10 protein-coding genes and 1 tRNA gene are annotated in these 18,659 nt (G+C 64.2%); 6 read left to right on the forward strand and 5 right to left on the reverse strand.

The window, feature by feature from the left end:
* Positions 1 to 767 precede the first annotated feature (767 nt).
* A tRNA-Ile gene (locus AC3G2C_RS18940) sits at positions 768 to 843 on the reverse strand.
* Between the two features lie 186 nt (positions 844 to 1,029).
* On the opposite strand from AC3G2C_RS18940, the gene AC3G2C_RS18945 reads away from it, so the two are divergent.
* A complete protein-coding gene (locus tag AC3G2C_RS18945; protein WP_488386181.1) occupies positions 1,030 to 1,401 on the forward strand; it encodes a nuclear transport factor 2 family protein in 372 nt (123 codons plus the stop codon).
* On the opposite strand, the gene AC3G2C_RS18950 is transcribed toward AC3G2C_RS18945, so the two are convergent.
* On the reverse strand, positions 1,389 to 5,819 hold the full coding sequence (locus tag AC3G2C_RS18950; RefSeq protein ID WP_488386182.1) for an Lhr family helicase: 4,431 nt from the start codon (positions 5,817 to 5,819) through the stop codon (positions 1,389 to 1,391). The two genes, AC3G2C_RS18945 and AC3G2C_RS18950, sit on opposite strands and share 13 nt — an antisense overlap.
* Before the next feature lie 330 nt (positions 5,820 to 6,149).
* Between AC3G2C_RS18950 and AC3G2C_RS18955 the strand changes: the two genes are divergently transcribed.
* Entirely contained in the window at positions 6,150 to 8,411 is a 2,262-nt protein-coding gene (locus tag AC3G2C_RS18955; protein WP_488386183.1) for a TonB-dependent receptor, read from the forward strand.
* A 103-nt stretch (positions 8,412 to 8,514) separates the two neighbouring features.
* Positions 8,515 to 9,402, forward strand: coding sequence for an alpha/beta hydrolase (locus tag AC3G2C_RS18960; RefSeq protein WP_488386184.1), 888 nt, complete (start codon positions 8,515 to 8,517; stop codon positions 9,400 to 9,402).
* 51 nt (positions 9,403 to 9,453) lie between these two features.
* On the opposite strand, the gene AC3G2C_RS18965 is transcribed toward AC3G2C_RS18960, so the two are convergent.
* The 3 genes from AC3G2C_RS18965 to adiC form a co-directional block, all read right to left on the reverse strand.
* Complete coding sequence (locus AC3G2C_RS18965) at positions 9,454 to 10,356, reverse strand: cation diffusion facilitator family transporter (RefSeq protein ID WP_488386185.1); 903 nt, start codon at positions 10,354 to 10,356, stop codon at positions 9,454 to 9,456.
* Positions 10,357 to 10,494: 138 nt separating this feature from the next.
* A complete protein-coding gene (locus AC3G2C_RS18970; RefSeq protein ID WP_488386186.1) occupies positions 10,495 to 12,795 on the reverse strand; it encodes an Orn/Lys/Arg family decarboxylase in 2,301 nt (766 codons plus the stop codon).
* A gap of 40 nt (positions 12,796 to 12,835) precedes the next feature.
* Positions 12,836 to 14,179 (reverse strand): arginine/agmatine antiporter, encoded by a 1,344-nt coding sequence (gene adiC, locus AC3G2C_RS18975; protein WP_488386187.1) that lies wholly within the window; start codon positions 14,177 to 14,179, stop codon positions 12,836 to 12,838.
* A 471-nt stretch (positions 14,180 to 14,650) separates the two neighbouring features.
* On the opposite strand from adiC, the gene AC3G2C_RS18980 reads away from it, so the two are divergent.
* Genes AC3G2C_RS18980 through AC3G2C_RS18990 form a run of 3 tightly spaced genes read left to right on the forward strand, consistent with a single transcriptional unit; the run spans position 14,651 to position 18,512 of the window.
* A complete protein-coding gene (locus AC3G2C_RS18980) occupies positions 14,651 to 15,361 on the forward strand; it encodes a gluconate 2-dehydrogenase subunit 3 family protein (RefSeq protein WP_488386188.1) in 711 nt (236 codons plus the stop codon).
* Complete coding sequence (locus AC3G2C_RS18985) at positions 15,358 to 17,133, forward strand: GMC family oxidoreductase (RefSeq protein ID WP_488386189.1); 1,776 nt, start codon at positions 15,358 to 15,360, stop codon at positions 17,131 to 17,133. Before AC3G2C_RS18980 ends, AC3G2C_RS18985 begins: the two co-directional genes overlap by 4 nt.
* Positions 17,130 to 18,512: a c-type cytochrome gene (locus AC3G2C_RS18990; protein ID WP_488386190.1), complete on the forward strand. Its 1,383-nt coding sequence runs from the start codon at positions 17,130 to 17,132 to the stop codon at positions 18,510 to 18,512. Before AC3G2C_RS18985 ends, AC3G2C_RS18990 begins: the two co-directional genes overlap by 4 nt.
* Positions 18,513 to 18,659: the final 147 nt, after the last annotated feature.

The following is an 18,659-nucleotide window of genomic DNA, read 5'->3' on the forward strand; positions in this document are numbered from 1 at the left end:
ACGCTGCTCAAGCGCTGCCACATTACGGGTGCAAAGTTGATTGACGTGTTAACCGATCCAATCGGAGCCGCGCACTCATGCAGTGAATTGGAATACGGGAAACTCAATGTTCCAGTTCGATCAAAACCTTGTAGAACCGACGAGCTAGCTCTTTCGGTAAAGCACCGCCTAGAGCTAGAAATAAGCCGACCTGAGGAGGATGTGCTAAAGACCTTTGCACAACTGGCCTTTGAGCTCTGTGTATCGAAGGGATATTTGCGCTACCGAGAACCCGATCTATGCAAGGAGTACACGCGACGAGTGAAGCTCCAAAACTGCAGGATTTTTCTTGCGAAGCGGCATGCTGTGAAGCAGGCGCTGGACAATGGTCTGGCTTCAGCGCTTCTCCAAGGTGAGTATTCAAGTCAAGATGAACTGGTAGATCATCTGTGTACGACCTGTTCCGCGAAGAAACACGTGGTTCGCAAGCAGGTTTCAGCGGCGATCTGTCGCGCTAAAAGAGTCGAGCGGCGAAAATAACGCTCTGGATCCGGACTGACCCCGCGGTGTCCGACGACACGACGTTCGTCGCCAGGCTCAGACCTGGGCTAAATCCCCACCCATGTACCTCCCAGGCACACTAGCCACAAAAGCTGCCCGCTATGAGTGCGCGCATCCCTGGGATTGCCACCCAAAATGGACAAAGATAGGGAATATCTCTCATAGATTGGCCAAAGCGGCCAATCTATGTGCGACCGCGCAAATTTGCCCCAAACGCCTTAAATATATGGTGGGCCCACCAGGATTCGAACCTGGAACCAAGGGATTATGAGTCCCCTGCTCTAACCGTTGAGCTATAGGCCCAATGTGTGCCGGCGCTTTGCGCGCGGGCTTGGGAGGCCGGACATGGTAGCGGGGTTGGGGTGGGGGCGTCGACGGGCCTGGGGGGTTTAGGCCGCCTGGGCGGGCCGGAAAGTTCGGATTCTGGGCGTGGGTAACGTAGACTCGCGGCCAATGCGCCGGGGCTTGGCGCTTTTTGGGATTAGCGCCGTGCGCGAATTGATTGAACGTTACCTTGGCGCCTACAACCGCATGGACGTGGACGGCATGCTCGCCACGATGCACCGCGAGGTGGTGTTTGAGAACTACACGGCAGGCGTGCTGAGCGTGCGCACGCAGGGCATGGATGAATTGCGTCATCTGGCGGAAAGCTCGCGCTACTTGTTCTCGGCCCGTCGCCAGCTGGTGCTGGCCTATGAGGAACACGAGGGCACGGCCACGGCGCAGATTCTGTTTGACGGCACGTTTGCGGTGGATCTGCCCAATGGCGTGCGCGCGGGCCAATCCATCACCATGAGTGGTCGCAGCATGTTCCGCCAGCGCGACGGCTTGCTGGTGTATATCGCCGATTACAGCGAGTAATCGCGCAGCATGTCGGGCTCGGCACGACGCAGCAGGGCGTTGCGCCAGCGTTGTTGTTGTTCGCTGGTGCTTTCCACCAGCCACTGCGCCTTGTTGGCAACCCAGGCGGCCACTGGCACGCCACCCTCATAGAGCACGCGCGTGCCCACCACAGCGGGTTGCTTGTTGCCGGCCAGTACGGTGCCGACGAGGTTGAGCGGGTCTGAGCCGCTGATGCATACCAGCTCGCCCTCGGGCGGTTGCTGGCGAACGGCGCGCAGACGGGCCACAGCCTCGGGCAGGGCGAACTGTTCGCCCACCAGGCCCTCCACGAAACGGCCGCCGCGAATTTCGCCGCGTGCCTCCAGGCGGTGGTAAACGCGTAGAAGCTCGCGCCAGCTCGGCAGCCAGGGCGCCTCGCGCTCCAGCAGCTTCCAGAACACCACGCCGTAGCGGCGCAGCAGGGTGCGGGCAATGTGCTCCAGCGGGTCGGGTGACTCGACTCGGCTTGGCTCGTTGGTGGTGCGACCTTCTTCCGTGCTGCTCGCCGCCTTGCTCACCGGGCGCGGCGTGCGCACGAGCGACCAGCGGCCGGCGTCTTCGATGCCGGTGAGCATGTGGCGGCGCAGGCGGCGATGGCGGTGGGCGTCGCGCTTGGCAGCGGGCACCAGCAACGCGCGCAGGCCAGCGAAGCTGTCAGCGGTAATGCGGCCGGCGGCGACCAGTTCGCCGAGCGCGTCTTCCAGCTCGGTGCGCAGCAGGTGGGTGGCGGCCATGAGTTCATCGAAGAACAGGGCGCCTTGGTCGCGCAGTGCCTCAAGCACGGCTTGCGCGCGGGAGGAGGCCAGTGGCTCCTGCGGTTTGTCGTCGGTGCTGGCGGTGGCGGTCCACAGTGGCAGGCTGCGGCGCGGCAGCAGCACGATGGGCGTGGCCCGCACGGGGCCACTGCTGCCTGCGCCGCTGCGCAGGCGGCTCCAGCTCACACGGCCGGCGCGGCACAGGTCGTCCAGCCAGGTGATGGCGTAGTCGTCGATGCGCGACGGCAGCAGTTCGGTTTCCCACGCGCCGGCGGCGGCTTCGAAGCCTTCGAGCTGGGTGATGACGGCGGGCAGTGCATCGGGCCCGCTCAGGCGGGTGCCGGGCGCCACGTGCTGCCACTCGAACAGGAAGCGCATGAGGTCACGGCGGCTGACGGGCTCGATTTCGCGGCGCAGCTTGCCGATGGTGTAGCGATGGATGCGCGCGAGCAGGTGGCGCTCGCACCACTCCACAGCGGGCGCCTCGGGCGAGAAGCGGCCCTGCATCACGTAGCCTTCCGACTGCAGGCGCAGCAGTGCCAGCTCCACGTCGCTGATGGGTACGGCGAGCGAGGCGGCCAGGGCGGGCACGGTGACGGGGCCCAGGCCGGTGAGGCGGCCGCGCACCAGCTCCAGCAGGGCGTCTTCGCGGGTCCAGGCTTGCGCGGCGTATTCGGCGGGTGCATCGATGGGTGGATGCAGCGTTACGCCGGCATGCACGGCCTGCCATTTGGGCAGGCTTTCGGCGGTGGTCCAGATGTCGCTGCCCGCGAGGGAAAGGCACGTGGCGCGGTGGTTGCTGGCGAGCGCTTTGAGCCATGCGCTCCAGCCTTGGTTGAGCTCGGCCTCGTGGGCGGTGACGCCGCCAAGTATGCCCAGGGCCTCGTGCATTTCGTCGGCACTGCGCACTTGCGGCCAGGCTTCGTCGCGCACGGCGGCGATGGCGTCGGGGTCGAGGCGGCCAAGGTCATCGGCGCTGTCGCCATCGCTCCAGCGGCGCGATTGCACGGCCTGGGTGCGGCGCTCTTCCAGCGGTGCATCGTCGAGGTAGGCGTAGGGTGCGGCGGTGAGCACTTCGGCGGCGAGTGGGCTGGGCGCGGCGAGGTCGCGCGCCAGCACACGGATATCGCCCTGCTCCAACCCACGCAAAATGTGCAGCAAGCCATCCACATCCATGGCTTCGCGCAGGCAGTCGTGCAGGGTTTGGTTGACCAGCGGGTGGTCGGGTATTTCGCGTTCGCCGACGATGTTTTCCAGGCACGCCACCTGGTCGGGGAACACGGTGGCGAGCAGGTCTTCGCTTTTCATGCGCTGCAGCTGCGGCGGCACTTTGCGGCCACCCTGGAAGCGCGGCAGCGCCAATGCGGTGATGGCGTTGCAGCGCCAGCGCGCGGGGAACAGCGGCGCATCCAGCAAGGCCTGCACCAGCACATGTTCGGCGGTGTTGGAGTGCAGGTAATGCGCCACCTCTTCCAGCGGAAAACTATGACTGGTGGAGAGCGACAACACGATGGCGTTTTCGGTGGCCGCCGCCTGCAACTCAAAGTTGAACTGGCGACAGAAGCGCTTGCGCAGTGCCAAACCCCAGGCGCGGTTGATGCGACTGCCCCAGGGCGTGTGGATGACCAACTGCGTGCCGCCGGATTCGTCGAAGAAGCGCTCGAACACCAGTTGCTCGTGCGTGGGCAGCACGCCCAGCGAGGCCTTGGCGGCGGCGAGATAATCGGCGAGTTGCTGCGCAGCGGCCTGGTCCAGGCCCAGGGTGTGTTGCAGCCAGTGCATGGCGGCGGGAATGCCGCCGTCGTCCAGGCGAGTGGCGATTTCCTCGCGCAGGCGCGATACGCCATGGGAAAGCTCGGCGGTGCGGCCTGGCGCTTCGCCCAGCCAGAACGGGATATTGGGCGGCACGCCTTGGGCGTCTTCCACGCGCAGGCGGTCGCGCTCCACACGCAGGATGCGGTAGCTGGCATTACCCAGCTGGAACACGTCGCCGGCCAGGCTCTCCACGGCGAAATCTTCGTTGACGGTGCCGATGATGGTGGCCTGCGGCTCCAGCACCACGAGATAGTCGGCAGTGTCTGGAATGGCGCCGCCGGAGGTTACGGCCGTGAGTCGCGCACCGCGCCGGCCGCGCAGCATGCCGTGCACGGCGTCGCGATGGATGTACGCGGCGCGTGCGCCACGCCGTGTGGTGAAGCCCTCCGCGAGCATGCGCACGGTGGCGTCGAACTGCTCGCGAGTGAGGGTGCGATAGGGGTGGGCGCGACGCACGAGGTCGAAGAGCGCGTTCTCGCTCCATTCCTGGCAGGCCACCTCGGCGACGATCTGCTGGGCCAATACGTCCAGGGGCTGCGGCGGTTGAATCAGGGTGTCTAGTTCGCCGCGACGCACGCAGTCGAGCAGCGCGGTGCATTCGGCGAGGTCGTCGCGCGTGCTCGGAAACAGGCGCGCCTTGGGCGTGCCGTTCACCGCGTGGCCAGAGCGGCCGGCGCGCTGCAGGAATGCGGCGATGGAGCGTGGCGAACCGATCTGGCACACCAAATCCACGTCGCCAATATCGATGCCCAGCTCCAGCGAGGCGGTGGCTACCAGCACCTTCAACTCGCCGCGCTTGAGGCGTTGCTCGGCGTCGAGCCGCTGTTCCTTGGCGAGGCTGCCGTGGTGGGCCGCTACGGCCTCTTTGCCCAGGCGTTCGGAGAGATGACGCGCGGCGCGTTCGGCCATGCGCCGAGTGTTGACGAAGATCAGCGTGGTGCGATGCGTCTGCACGAGTTGGGCGAGCTGGTTGTACACCAGCTCCCAACCGTCGTTGGACATGACCGCTTCCAGCGGTACGGGCGGCACGACGATGCCGAGGTCGCGCTCGTGCGTGTGGCCTACGTCGATGATGTGGATGTCGTCGCGCTCGTCGAGTAGCAGGTCGCCCTCGGCGGCGCGTTTGCGTGCCGGCTTCTTTGCTGCTGGCTGCGGCAAGCGCGCATGGGCGCCCACCAGGAATTGCGCAACCTCTTCGATGGGTTTTTGCGTGGCGGAGAGGCCAATACGCAGCAGGCGGCGCTGGCATAGCGCCTCCAGGCGCTCCAGCGACAGCGCGAGGTGCGCGCCGCGTTTGCTGGAGGCGAGTGCGTGGATTTCGTCCACGATCACCGTGCGCGTGGTGGCGAGCATGGCGCGGCCGGAATCCGAACCGAGCAGGATGTAGAGCGACTCCGGCGTGGTGACCAGAATGTGCGGCGGCTGTTTGCGCATCCACACGCGCTCGGCCTGCGGCGTATCGCCGGTGCGCACGGCGGTGCGTATATCCACCTCGGGCAGGCCGAGCTTGGCCAGCTCGGTGCGGATGCCTTCCAGCGGTGCGTCAAGGTTGATGCGAATGTCGTTGGAGAGCGCCTTGAGCGGCGACACGTACACCACCGTGGTGGCATCGGGCAGCACGCCGCCGTTGGCTACGCCTTCGCGCACCAGCGCATCGATGGCGGAAAGAAAGGCCGTGAGCGTCTTGCCCGAGCCCGTGGGCGCGGCGACGAGGGTGGGCCGGCCGGCGCGAATGGACGGCCAGGCGGCCATTTGCGGCGCCGTGGGCGCAGCGAAGGCGCCCTGGAACCAGGCGGCGACGGCGGGATGAAAATCGTGCAGCGGCATGAGGTAAGGATGCTCTGATTTCAATCGTCGTCCCAGCCAAGTCTGGGGAGGTATCAACGGCAAGTACCTGAAGGCAAAGGCGCTGGATTCCTGCGTTCGCAGGAATGACGAACAAAAGAAGGCGTTTGAGCAGCTCTCTTAAAGTGTGATGCGGGCCTTTCTCACGTGGTGAGAGATGGGGCCGAACGGGCCCATCGGCAAGTGATCGCAAAATGTTGCGCTTTAGTCCCACGCATATTTACGTGACAATATCGTTAAGCCGCCGTACGCATCAGTACGTTTCTTCGGCGGCACGCGTTGCCTTTCTTTCCTTTCTCTGGGGATTTACCAATGACCGCCGCCAGCCCGACGCGCTTCGCCGTGCTTGCCCTTTCCATTGCCAGCGCCCTTGCCTATGGCAATGCTGCCCATGCCCAGGACGCCAACGCGCCCGCCACTGCACCCACCAAGTCGCCCAGCGGCAAGGCACAGCAGTTGGAAACCGTGAATGTCACCGCCGAAAAGCGCGTGGAAAACCTGCAGAAGGTGCCGGTGTCCATGACCGTGCTGACGCCGGAGAAGTTGGACAACTACGGCCAGGCCGGCGACACCGTGCTGCAACTGGCCTCGCGTGCGCCGAGCGTGTATGCGGAAACCTCTTACGGTCGCGAGTTCCCGCGTTTCTATATTCGCGGCCTGGGCAACAGTGACTTTGACCTCAATGCATCGCAGCCGGTGTCGATGGTGTACGACGACATCGTGCAGGAAAACCCCATCCTCAAGGGTTTCCCGCTGTTCGACCTGAATCAGGTGGAAGTGCTACGCGGACCGCAGGGCACCATGTTCGGCCGCAACTCGCCGGCTGGCGTGATCAAGTTCGACTCGGTCAAGCCGAGCCAGGACACCAGCGGCTACGCCAAGGTTTCCTATGGCAGCAAGGGCACCGCCAACGCGGAAGCCGCACTGGGTGGCGCGCTCAGCTCCAACTGGTCGGGCCGTGTGTCGGCGCTGGCGCAGCATCGCGACGGTTGGATCTCCAACGACTACACGGGCGCCAAAGATTCGCTGGGCGGCTATAACGACCGCGCCGTGCGCCTGCAGGCCATGTACGACACCGACGGCTTCAACGCGCTCATCAACACGCACGCGCGCTGGCTGGATGGCAGCGCCATGGTGAACCGCGCCAACGCGATTCCGCTGGGCACCGACAGCCTGGCGCCGGGCTTCAACCGCGACGTGGTGTATCAGGACGGCCGCAATCGCCAGCATCTCTTCAGCTGGGGCAGCAATGTGCACCTCACCTGGAACTTGGGCGAGTACACGTTCACCTCCATCACCGGCTTCGAAAAGGCCGACACGTACAGCTTGGGTGACGTGGACGGCGGCATCGCCACCCCCAACAACCCGAGCCAGCAGGCTTACGTGACGCCGTTCCCGTCGGAAACGGCCGATGCGCTGCCGCACGATCGCCAGGTCACGCAGGAGTTCCGCCTGGCCAGCAATCCGCAGGATCGCTTGAACTGGCAGGTAGGCACCTACTACTTCAACGAAGACATCGCGATCGTCAATTACGACTACAACACGCTCAACAACCACGCGATGGACGGCTACGCCCGCCAAACGCAGAAGACCACAGCGTGGGCGGTATTCGGCTCCACCGACTATCACCTCACCGACGATTTCGACGTGCGCGCCGGTGCGCGTTGGTCGCACGACTCGCGTGACTTCCACGTGGACCGCTACCTGTCGCCGATCGGCGGCGGCCCGCTGTCGCTCAGCGCCAACCCGCATGATTCGCGCTGGAGCGGCGACCTCACCGGCACGTGGACGCTCAACCCCAACGTGAACGTTTACGGCCGCATCGCCAATGGTTTCCGCGCACCCAGCGTGCAGGGCCGCGTGCTGTTCGCCGATTTCATTTCGCAGGCTAAGCCGGAGACCATCACCTCCTACGAGCTGGGCGTGAAGACCACGGGCATGGACAACCGCCTGCGCTTCAACGCGGACGTGTATGACTACACCATGCACAACCAGCAGCTCACCGCGGTGGGCGGCGACACCAACGTCACCCGCCTGATCAATGCGGCCAAGACGCAAGGCTACGGCGCCGAGTTCGACCTGGAGGCTTACCTCACCCCGAACTTCGTGCTCACGGCCGGCGGTAGCTACAACCACACCGAGCTCAAGGACCCGAACCTGGCCGTGGCGATTTGCGGCTCCGGTTGCACGGTGCTCGACCCGCTCAACGCGCAGGGCAACGCGCTGGTAGACGGCAACCCGCTGCCGAATGCGCCCAAGTGGATCGGCAACTTCACCGCGCGCTACGGCATCCCCTATGGCGAGAGCGGCGAGTTCTTCGTGTACACCGACTGGAATTACCGCAGCGAGGTGAACTTCTTCCTGTACCAGTCGGAGGAGTTCCGCAGCAAGCCTGTGGTCGAAGGCGGCGTGCGCCTGGGCTACAACTGGGATTTCGGCAAGCGCGAAATCGCCCTGTACGGCCGCAACATCACCAACAGGCAGTACATCACCGGTGCGATCGACTTCAACAACCGCACTGCGTTCGTCAACGATCCGCGCATCATCGGCGTGGAGTTCAAGACTGAGCTGTAATGCCCCGGGCCGGCATGCCGGCCTTGGATGGGCAAACCCGGGGGAGCGGCCTGGCCGCTCCCCCTTTTCTTTGCACGTGCAGTGCACACAAGGCCCCGGCTTGATGCAGAATCGAGCCTTTTCCGGCCGAGAGCGCAACGTGAACCACCCCGGCGAGCACGCCAGCGAGCAGTCCCTGTTTCTCACCATGACCGACGGTCAGCGCCTGTTCGTGCGCGATTGGACCTCATCCCGCGCGCATGACGCGGTGCTGATCGTGCACGGCCTGGGTGAGCACAGTGGCCGCTATCAGCGCCTGGCGGGCTGGTTCCGTACGCGCGGCTATGCCGTGCGCAGCTACGACCAGCGCGGCCACGGTCAGACGCCGGGCGGGCGCGGTGCACTGCCCCATAGGGATGAACTGCTCGAAGACCTGGCCGTGGTCTACCAGGACTATGCCGCCTCGCTGCCCAAGCCGCCGCTGCTGCTGGGCCACAGCATGGGCGGCCTGGTGGCGGCCCGTGCCGTGCTCGACGGCCGCGTGCAGCCGCCCGCACTGGTGCTCTCCTCGCCGGCACTGCGCACCTGGGAGCCGGCCTGGCGCCAGCGCCTGGCTGGCGGCCTGGCCCGCTTGCTGCCCAACTTGCCCATGCCCAACGGGCTGGCGTTCGACAAGCTTTCGCACGACCCGCAGGTGGAGCCCGCCTACCGCAACGACCCGCTGCGTCATGGCTGGATCACTCCGCGCCTGGCCGATTTCATCTTTCGCGCCGGCGCCAGCAGCGTTCGCGACGCCGCGCGCCTGAGTGTGCCAACGCTGTTGCTGGTGGCGGGTGCCGACAAGCTGGTGGACCCCTCCGGCAGCCGGGATTTTTCCTCCGCGGCTTGGGCCACGCAGCGGCTGACCACGCGTTACTTCGACGCGCTGTACCACGAGCTGTTCAACGAGGCGGAGCCGGCGCGCAGCCAGGTGCTCAAGCAGTTGGCGGATTGGTTGCAGAAGCTGGCTTGAGGTGAGCTCGCGCGCGACGCCGTGGATGCGCCGCGAAAGCATGAGGGCGTGCTACATCCACTCCCGCTTGCCAGTAAACACGATGGTGAGCCATTCGGCGCGAATGTCGCTGCCCAATCGCTGGGCAATCTCCGAGCGCACCGCGTCCACGTCGCCCATGGTGCCCAGCGGGCGGCCGGATTCCACGAGAATGTGGATATCGATAAAGCGCATGCGCCCCATCTTGGCTACGTAGCTGGCGAAGGCGACGTAGCCACGCTCGTCGATGAGCTCGCTCATCACGGTGCGCACGCGCTGATCGAGCTGGTCGGGCGCCAGTTGCAGTACTTCACGTAGTGCCTGCCACAGGCTACTCAATGGCAAGGGCAACAGCGCGATGGTGAGCAGCAGCAAGACGCTGGAGTCGATGTAACGTGTCCATCCGCTCAGCGGGCCACCCTTGATCACCGCCGCCAGGGCAAAACCCAGTAACACCGCGATGCTGATGCAGCCACCAATCAGCCAGCCGCGTGCATCGAGCCGCAGCAATTCGGAGCCCAGCTCCGTGGCACGACGGCGCATGAGCCACGCCATGCCCATACTCGCCACACCGACCATCGCCGCCCACGCGGCACCAAAGCCGAAGGCCAGCTCGTGACCACCCGTGAGCAGCCCATGCAGCGCGCTATAGGCGGCAAAGCTGCATATGGCGGTAAGTACCGAGGCATTGAACACCAGCAACAGCGGTTCCAGGTGCCAGTAGCCGAACTGGAACCGGCGGCTGCCTTCGCTGGCGATGAGGCGCGATACCAGCAGCGAGCCGGCGGTAAGCACCACATCCACCAGCGAGTAAAAACCGTCAAAGGCGATGGCTTGCGAGCGCATCCACAGGCCAACCACCACGCAAGCCGCACCCACAACCAAGGTGACGACAATGGAGAGTCGAAGCTGTTGCTGTTCGCGGGATGTATCCATGACGGCCTCGCGTGTGAACCGCCTGTGGGTGAACCGGGAGCTGCCGCGCCGCCACTCACGGCCGGTCAGGACGCATCGCCATGCGACAACGGCGACCCTGGCTGCGGGGTCGCCGCTGGCATGCCAGGCCCGCCGGCGTCAGCGCTTGAGCACCTCCACCACGTAGCTCGGGCCTTTGGGGCCTTGCTCGATGATGAGGCCGTGCACGTCGGACTCGAAGCCAGGGAATTTTTCGTTCTGCTCCTTGGCGATGCGCAGCGACTCGATCAGCGGCGACTCCTGCTTGCCGAACTTTTCGCCCGGCATGATCACTGGAATACCCGGCGGATACGGCACCAGCATGGTGGCGGCAATACGGCCGGCGAGCTTGTCGATCTCCACGCGCTCCACTTCACCGCGCACGAGTCGGTCGTACGCCTCGGAAGGCTGCATGACGGGCTCGGGCAGCTCCACGTACATCTCGCGCATGACATGCGCGATCTTGGTTTTGGTGTTGAAGGCATGCAGGGCGTCGCACAGGTCGCGTAGGCCGGTGTTTGCATAAGCCTCCGGGTGCTCGGCCACCAACGACGGCAGTGCCTTGTCCAATGGTGCGTTGGTGTCGTACAGCTCCTTGAAGGCCAGCAGTTCGGTGGTGAGCGTGCTCCATTTGCCCTTGGTGATGCCCATGGAGAACAGAATGAGGAAGGAGTACAGGTTGGTCTTTTCCACCGTGATGCCGCGTCCCCAGAGGAAGCGGCTGACCACGGCAGCCGGGATGCCCTGCTTTTCCATCTTGCCGTCCATGGTCAGGCCCGGCGTGATCAAGGTGACCTTGATCGGGTCGATCATCACGTAATCGCGCGCCAACTCGCCAAAGCCGTGCCAGGCGGCCTTGGGCGCCAGTTTCCAATCCGACTGCTTGGTGTTCACGGGCGCGGCGGCGCGTTCGCCTTCGTCCAGGCGGTCGCGCAGCTCATTGGGCTGCCACACGCTGAACCACCAATCGTTCTTCTTGATGCTGTCGCCCACGTGCAGCACGGCACGACGGAAGGCAATGGCCTCCTTGTGCATCTGCTCGATCAGGCTGCGTCCGGCGCGGCCTTCCATCATGCGCGAGGCAATGTCGCACGAGGCGATGATGCCGTAGTGCGGCGAGGTGGAGGTGTGCATCATGAACGATTCGTTGAAGCGCTCGGCATCCAGCTTGCGCGTTTTGCTGTTGCGCGCGTGGATCATCGAGGCCTGCGAGAACGCCGCCAGAAGTTTGTGAGTGGACTGCGTGGCGAAGATGATGGGGTCCTGGTCGCGGGGCTTGCCCTTGGCCATGGCGTAATGACTGTCGTACATCTCGTGGAAGGCCGCGTAGCCATACCAGGCTTCGTCAAAGTGCAGGTAATCCACGCCGCCGCCGATGTCCCTGGCGATCTTTTCCACGTTGTAGCAAAGGCCGTCGTAGGTGGAGTTGGTGACTACGGCGATCTTGGGCCGGAAATCCTTGCCCTTGGCCTTGGCGACCTTGCTGGCCAGCGGATGCTCGGCGATGCGCTCGGCCATCGCTTTGGGGTCGAACTGGTCCAGGCTGATCGGGCCGATGATGCCGTGCGCGTTGCGGCTAGGGGTGAAATACAGGGGAATGGCGCCAGTCATCACCAGCGAGTGCAACAGCGATTTGTGGCAATTGCGATCCACAAACACCACATCCCCACGCGCTACCACGCCGTGCCACACGATCTTGTTGGCGGTGGAGGTGCCATTGGTGACGAAGAAGGTGTGATCCGAGCCGAAGTTGCGCGCGGCCTCCTGCTCGGCCGCCTTGATCGGGCCGGTGTGGTCGAGCAATGAGCCCAGTTCCGGTACCGAGACCGAAAGATCGCTGCGCAACGTGTTCTCGCCAAAGAACTGATGGAATGCACGACCCACCGCGGACTTGGTAAAGGCCACGCCGCCACCGTGACCCGGTGTGTGCCAGGAGTAGTTCGACTCCGCCGCATGGTGCACCAGCGCCTTGAAGAACGGCGGCAGAAGGTTGTTCATGTACTCGTCGGCGGCGCGCATCACCTGCTTGGCGATGAACGCCTTGGTGTCTTCATAGAGAAAAATGAAGCCATGGGTGATGCTCAGCAGCTTGGTCGGCACCTGCTCTACCGTGCGACGCTCGCCGTACAGGAAGATCGGCAGGTTCTCGCGATAGGCCAGCTGGGTGTTGAGAAACTCGTAGAGTCGATCGAACTGGTGCGGCCCCTCTTCCGTACCGTCGATGGAGATCAGCACCGCCGATGCCGCGTTGTACGTGCGCGCGCCGGCTTCGGCGTCGCTCATGGTGAGGCCGCTGAGCACGCGGTGGCCATAGCCCCGAATCTCGTCCGCCAACTGACGGATCAGAATGCCGTTGATACGCGGTGAATCGTAGTCGGCATCGATGATGACCACCGGGTAATCGAGCGAGTTGAAATACATGGTCGGGCTCCGTTCTTGATCTTGAGAATGGGGAGGGGCATTACGGACGCGGCACAGGCGCGGTGGCGGCCTTGAGCTGGCGGTCGCGGCGGCGCTGCTCGCTGAAGAAGGGGTAGAACACGCTGATGAACAGCATGAAGAGGAACGCGTAGGTCACCAGGTCGCCCTGGGTGCCGAAGATGGCCCACAGGCAGTACACCACGGTGATGCTGGTGAGCACCCAGTAAATGCCCGTATGCGCCACGGTGTGGCTGGTTTCCACCGCGAAGTAGCACGCCACACACGAGTAGATGTACGGCAATAGGGTCAACACCACCGCCGCCTGGGTAATCACCTCGAACTGCGCGGATGCGGAGGGCGAAGCCGCGGTGACCAGCACGATCATGGACATGAGCACGCCCACGATGAGCAGGCCTTGCACCGGGGTGTCGTCTTTGTTGGCCTTGCTGAATATCTTGGGGAACAGGCCGTCATCGCCTGCCGCCTTGGCGCTCAGCGCGGTGAGCAGGATCCAGCCGCCCAGCGAGCCGCCCGCACCCAGTGCCGCGCAAAGGCTCACGATGCCGCCACCGATATGGCCCACTGCTACTTGCGCGGCCAGGGCAAACGGCGCATCGGCCACTTGCAGCTGATCGTTGGGGATCATGCCCATGATCACGGCCGAGCTGGAGATGTACACCACGGCCGCCAGCGCCACGCCGGCGATGGTGGCAATGGCCACGTTCTTCTCCGGATCTTTCACCACGGCGGCAGACACCGATGCCGATTCCACACCGATAAACGCCCACAGGGTGAGTGAAGCCGCGCCCGAGATGGCCTGGAAATCGCTTTTGCCGGTGACGTTGTAGGAGCCGGCAAAGATGTCGCTCTTGAAGAAGAACCAGCCGAAGATGGCAATGCCGAACAGCGGAATCAGCGCGAACGACGTCGTGATGGACTGAATGCGCGTGACCACCTGTGCGCCGAGAATGTTGGCAAAGGTGAACAGCCAGATCAGCGCCAGCACCACCACCGTGCGCACCATGGGCTGCGCCAAGGCCGGAATGAAATAGCTGAAGTAGCCCACGGCCGCCACGGGCAAGGCCACGTTGCCGATCCAATTGGCAAACCAATAGATGGTGTTGGTCTGAAAGCCCATGTACGGCCCAAACGCGTCGCGCGCATAGGCATAGGGGCCACCCGCCTTGGGCGCCAAACGGCCTAGCTTGGCGAACACGAACGCCAGCAACAGCGAGCCGATGGTGGTAACCACCCAGCCCCACATCGACGCGGTGCCGATCTTGGCCAAGCTGCCCGGCAGCAGAAATACACCCGAGCCCATCATGTTACCGGCCACCAGAAAGGTGGCTGCTACAACGCCGATCTTGCGTTTGTCATCTGCCATGACGAGGCTCCGGAGCGAGTACGAGGACATACAAAGGGAAAGCGCCACCTGCGCGACGGACGCCGCGGATGTGTGTTGATGACGTGGGCACGGCGTGCGAACGCATCAGCATGGGTATGCCGTTGCTGATGGGCCTCCCGCCGCCGAGCCCCGGTCCCTGGCATGCCGAGGCGAATGGCCCTGGATGCAACGTGGCATCACACACTCCTTGTTTTGAAAGGCACCGGCTTCGCCCAACGAGCGCGCGGAATGACTCAGCGCGCCGCAGGCGACGCGCGAGCCCTGACCCGGCTTATCGCTCGCGGCCCGCCTCTGCGAGCATTCAAGACGACCACCAGCAAGGATTTTCGCCAGCTTGCGGGTCGACATATCGTGAAGGCGATGCGGCCATTTGCCACTTTCACGTTTTGCTTTCACCACCCGCGCCAGCATGCCGAACGCGCTCCACAACCTGACGCATTGGGGGTTGTCATGACGGATAAGCCCAATTCGCCGACACGAAGGGATTTTCTGCGGCAATCGTTGGTGGCGGTACCTGCCGTCACCTTGTTGGGCACCGGTGCGCTGGCGCAGACACAAAGCACCGCACCAGTGGCCGCGGCGAGCTACACGCCGCGCTATTTCACCGCACCCGAGTGGGAGTTCCTCAAAGCGGCGGTGGATCGCCTGATTCCCGCCGACGAGACCGGCCCGGGCGCGCTGGAGGCCGGCGTGCCGGAGTTCATCGATCGGGAGATGGAAGGCACCTATGGCCACGGTGGCTACTGGTACATGCAAGGCCCCTTTGTGCCGGATACGCCGGCAACGCTGGGCTACCAACTGCGCTTCAACCCGCGTGAGCTGTATCGCACGGCCATCGCTGCCGTGAACGATTGGTGCAACAAGCAACACGGCAAGGCGTTTGCGGCACTTTCGCCCGAGGAGCGCGATGGCGTGCTGCATGGGTTGGAGAAAGGCGAGATTGCGCTGGAGCAACTCCCGGCGGCCAGCTTTTTCGCCCAACTGCTCACTAACACCAAAGAAGGCTATTTCGCCGACCCCATGTATGGCGGCAACAAGCACATGGCGGCGTGGAAGATGATCGGCTTTCCCGGTGCCCGCGCCGACTTTGCCGATTGGGTGGAACAGCCCGGCAAGGTGTACCCGTTCGGCCCGGTGTCGATCGAAGGGGCCAAGGCATGATCCGCATGAAGCCGGTGGACGTGGTGATCGTGGGCTTCGGCTGGACGGGCGCAATCATGGGTATCGAACTGGCCGATACCGGGCTGAGTATTCTCGCCCTCGAACGCGGGGCATGGCGCGATACCTCACCCGACTTCAGCTACCCGCATAATGCCGATGAGCTGGCTTATGGCATTCGCGGCAAGCTGTTCCAGCCGCTGGCGCGCGAAACCGTCACCGTGCGGCACGCGGTAAACGACACCGCCGTGCCTTACCGCCAGTACGGCTCATTTCTGTTCGGCAACAACGTGGGCGGGGCGGGCATCCATTGGAATGGCCAGCACTACCGGCCCTCGCCGGAGGATCTGCAGTTTCACAGCCATATCAGCCAGCGCTACGGGCCCAAGTTCATGCCCGACGATATGCAGATTCAGGATTACGGTGTGGACTACGACGAGCTGGAACCGTTCCTGGAACAGTTCGAGATGCTGTGCGGCACCTCTGGCCGCGCCGGCAATCTCAATGGCGAGATCAAGGAGGGTGGCAACCCGTTCGAAGGCCCGCGCAAGCGCGACTATCCCACGCCGCCGGTGGCGGACACCTATGGGGCCAAGCTATTCGCCGATGCCGCGCGTGCATTGGGCATGCACCCGTTTCCGCAGCCGTCGGACAACGCCTCTCGGCCCTATACCAACCCGCACGGCGTGCGACTGGGGCCGTGCAACCTGTGTGGCTATTGCGAGCGTTTTGGCTGCTTCATGTACTCCAAGGCGTCGCCGCAGACGACGATCTTGCCGGTGCTGATGCGCAAGCCCAATTTTGCGCTGCGTACCAACAGCCACGTTACCCGTATCAATCTCGATTCCACCGGCAAGCGCGCCACTGGCGTGACCTATATCGATGCGCAGGGGCAACAGGTGGAGCAACCCGCCGACCTGGTGATCGTCTCTGCGTTCCAGATGCACAACGTACGCTTGATGCTGCTCTCGGGCATCGGCACGCCGTACGACCCGGTTTCCGGCAAGGGTGTGATTGGCCGCAACTACGCCTACCAGATGATGAGCAGCATGGGCGTGTTCTTCGATCAGGACGTGGCGATCAACCCGTTTATCGGTGCGGGCGCGGGCGGCGTGCAGATCGTGGACGATTTCAACTCCGACCATTTCGACCACGCCGCGCATGGTTTCGTGGGCGGCGCGTACATCTACGGCGGGCAAACCGGCGGGCGACCGATCCAGCAACTCATCGTGCCGTCTGGCACGCCATCGTGGGGCGCAGCCTGGAAGAAGGCTGCCAAGGAGAGCTACCTGCACGCCACCACGGTGGCCACGCATGGCTCGGTGATGGCCTATCGCGATCGCTATCTGGATCTCGACCCTACCTACAAGGATGTCTTTGGACAGCCGCTGCTGCGCATCACGTTCGACTGGCACGATAACGAATACAAGATGTCGCAGTTCGTTACTGATCGTGCGCAGGATATCGTGCGGCAAATGAAGCCCAAGGCGACCTCGCTCACGCAGCGCAAGCCGGGCGATCATTACGACATTCGGCAATACCAGACCACGCACACCACCGGCGGAGTGATCCAGGGCACCTCGCCGGATACCAGCGCGCTCAACCGCTTTCAGCAGAGTTGGGATGTGCACAACGTGTTTGTCACCGGTGCCTCGGCGTTTCCGCAGAACCTTGGCTACAACCCCACGGGCCTCATCGGCGGACTCACGTATTGGTCGGCCAAGGCCATTCGTGAGGCCTACCTCAAGCAACCCGGCCCCTTGGTGCAGGCATGAATGCCCCGGCCCAACCTCGACGTAGTGGCGGGTTTCTACGCCTGATCGTGGTGCTGTTGGTGTTGGTGGCGCTCGCGTGGCTGGCAACGCTGCTGTTCGGTCGGGGCGGTGGCGATGCCGCTGCCACCGCCCCGGCCCCCACGCCCGAGCTGATCAAGCAGGGCGAGTACCTCGCGCGGCTTGGCGATTGTGCCGCCTGCCACACCGCGCCGGGTGGCAAGCCCTTCGCGGGCGGCCTACCCATCGCCTCGCCGGTGGGCACGATCTACAGCACCAACATTACGCCCGACCCAGGCAACGGCATCGGTCGCTACACCTACGGGCAGTTCGAGCGGGCGGTGCGACGCGGCGTCAATGCAGCCGGCCAGACCTTGTACCCGGCCATGCCCTACCCCTCTTACGCCAAAATCAGCGACGAGGATGTGGCAGCGTTGTATGCCTTTTTCATGCATGGCGTGGCGCCCGTGCAACAAGCCAATCGCAGCGAAGGCATGGTGTGGCCCCTGTCGATGCGTTGGCCGCTCACGTATTGGCGTTGGTTGTTCGCACCCAAGGTAGCTCCGGTGCAAAGCGCCGCGACGGGCGACGCCGCCCTGGCGCGCGGTCAATATTTGGTGGAAGGCCTGGGCCATTGCGGCGCCTGTCACACGCCACGAGGCTTCACCCTGCAAGAGAAGGCGCTGGGCCCGGCCGATGGCACGGCCTACCTTAGCGGCGGCGAAAGCGACCACTGGGTGGCACCGAGCCTGCGCGGCGAGCTGGCCAGCGGCCTGGGCAACATGGGCGAGGAAGAGCTGGTGGCGCTGCTCAGATCCGGCCGCAGTGACCGCAGCGCCGTGTTTGGTGGCATGAGTGACGTGGTGGCGCACAGCACGCAGTACATGTCCGATGAGGATCTCGCTGCCATCGCGCACTTCCTCAAATCTCTACCGCCCGCGCGAGAGGAAGCCGCGCTGAGCTATGACCCCACCACGCATACCGCACTGGCCGACGGCGACGTGAGCGCGCCTGGTGCGCAGCTGTATGTGGACAACTGCGCCACGTGCCACCGCACCGATGGCCACGGCTACGCACAGGTGTTTCCCGCGCTGGCTGGCAACCCAGTGCTCAACGGGCCGGACCCACGTTCAGCGATACGCCTGGTGCTGCACGGAGGCACCATGCCCGCCGGCCGCGATGCGCCCACGCAATTCAGCATGCCCGCGTTTCGCGAACGTTTGAGCGATCAACAGATCGCGCAGTTGCTTACGTTTGCGCGCACCCACTGGGGCAATCGCGGCGGTGCCGTGCAGGCTTCGCAGGTGGCGCGATTGCGCGATCTGCCGCCGGCCGGCCAACCGCTGATGACGGGCTACGACCCGCGCGCGCAGCAGCCCTAGCCAGTCCGGGAGGGGCCTCGCACTTAGAGCCTGGACGGCCAAATCGCGCACCATGCGCCTACGAATGGCCCCAGCGAGGGCCTTCGATGCAGCGCAGCACTGGACGAAAAAGCTCCAGGGAGTCACCCTTACTGTCTCCCTCACCCA

Source organism: Frateuria sp. sgz306004 (assembly GCF_057750885.1).

Excerpts from the sequence above, each read along its gene's own strand:
- AC3G2C_RS18990 (WP_488386190.1), top strand. The coding sequence starts at position 17,130 with ATGAATGCCCCGGCCCAACCTCGACGTAGTGGCGGGTTTCTACGCCTG.
- AC3G2C_RS18955 (WP_488386183.1), top strand. The coding sequence starts at position 6,150 with ATGACCGCCGCCAGCCCGACGCGCTTCGCCGTGCTTGCCCTTTCCATT.
- AC3G2C_RS18965 (WP_488386185.1), bottom strand. The coding sequence starts at position 10,356 with ATGGATACATCCCGCGAACAGCAACAGCTTCGACTCTCCATTGTCGTC.
- AC3G2C_RS18960 (WP_488386184.1), top strand. The coding sequence starts at position 8,515 with ATGCAGAATCGAGCCTTTTCCGGCCGAGAGCGCAACGTGAACCACCCC.
- AC3G2C_RS18985 (WP_488386189.1), top strand. The coding sequence starts at position 15,358 with ATGATCCGCATGAAGCCGGTGGACGTGGTGATCGTGGGCTTCGGCTGG.
- AC3G2C_RS18980 (WP_488386188.1), top strand. The coding sequence starts at position 14,651 with ATGACGGATAAGCCCAATTCGCCGACACGAAGGGATTTTCTGCGGCAA.
- AC3G2C_RS18950 (WP_488386182.1), bottom strand. The coding sequence starts at position 5,819 with ATGCCGCTGCACGATTTTCATCCCGCCGTCGCCGCCTGGTTCCAGGGC.
- adiC (WP_488386187.1), bottom strand. The coding sequence starts at position 14,179 with ATGGCAGATGACAAACGCAAGATCGGCGTTGTAGCAGCCACCTTTCTG.
- AC3G2C_RS18970 (WP_488386186.1), bottom strand. The coding sequence starts at position 12,795 with ATGTATTTCAACTCGCTCGATTACCCGGTGGTCATCATCGATGCCGAC.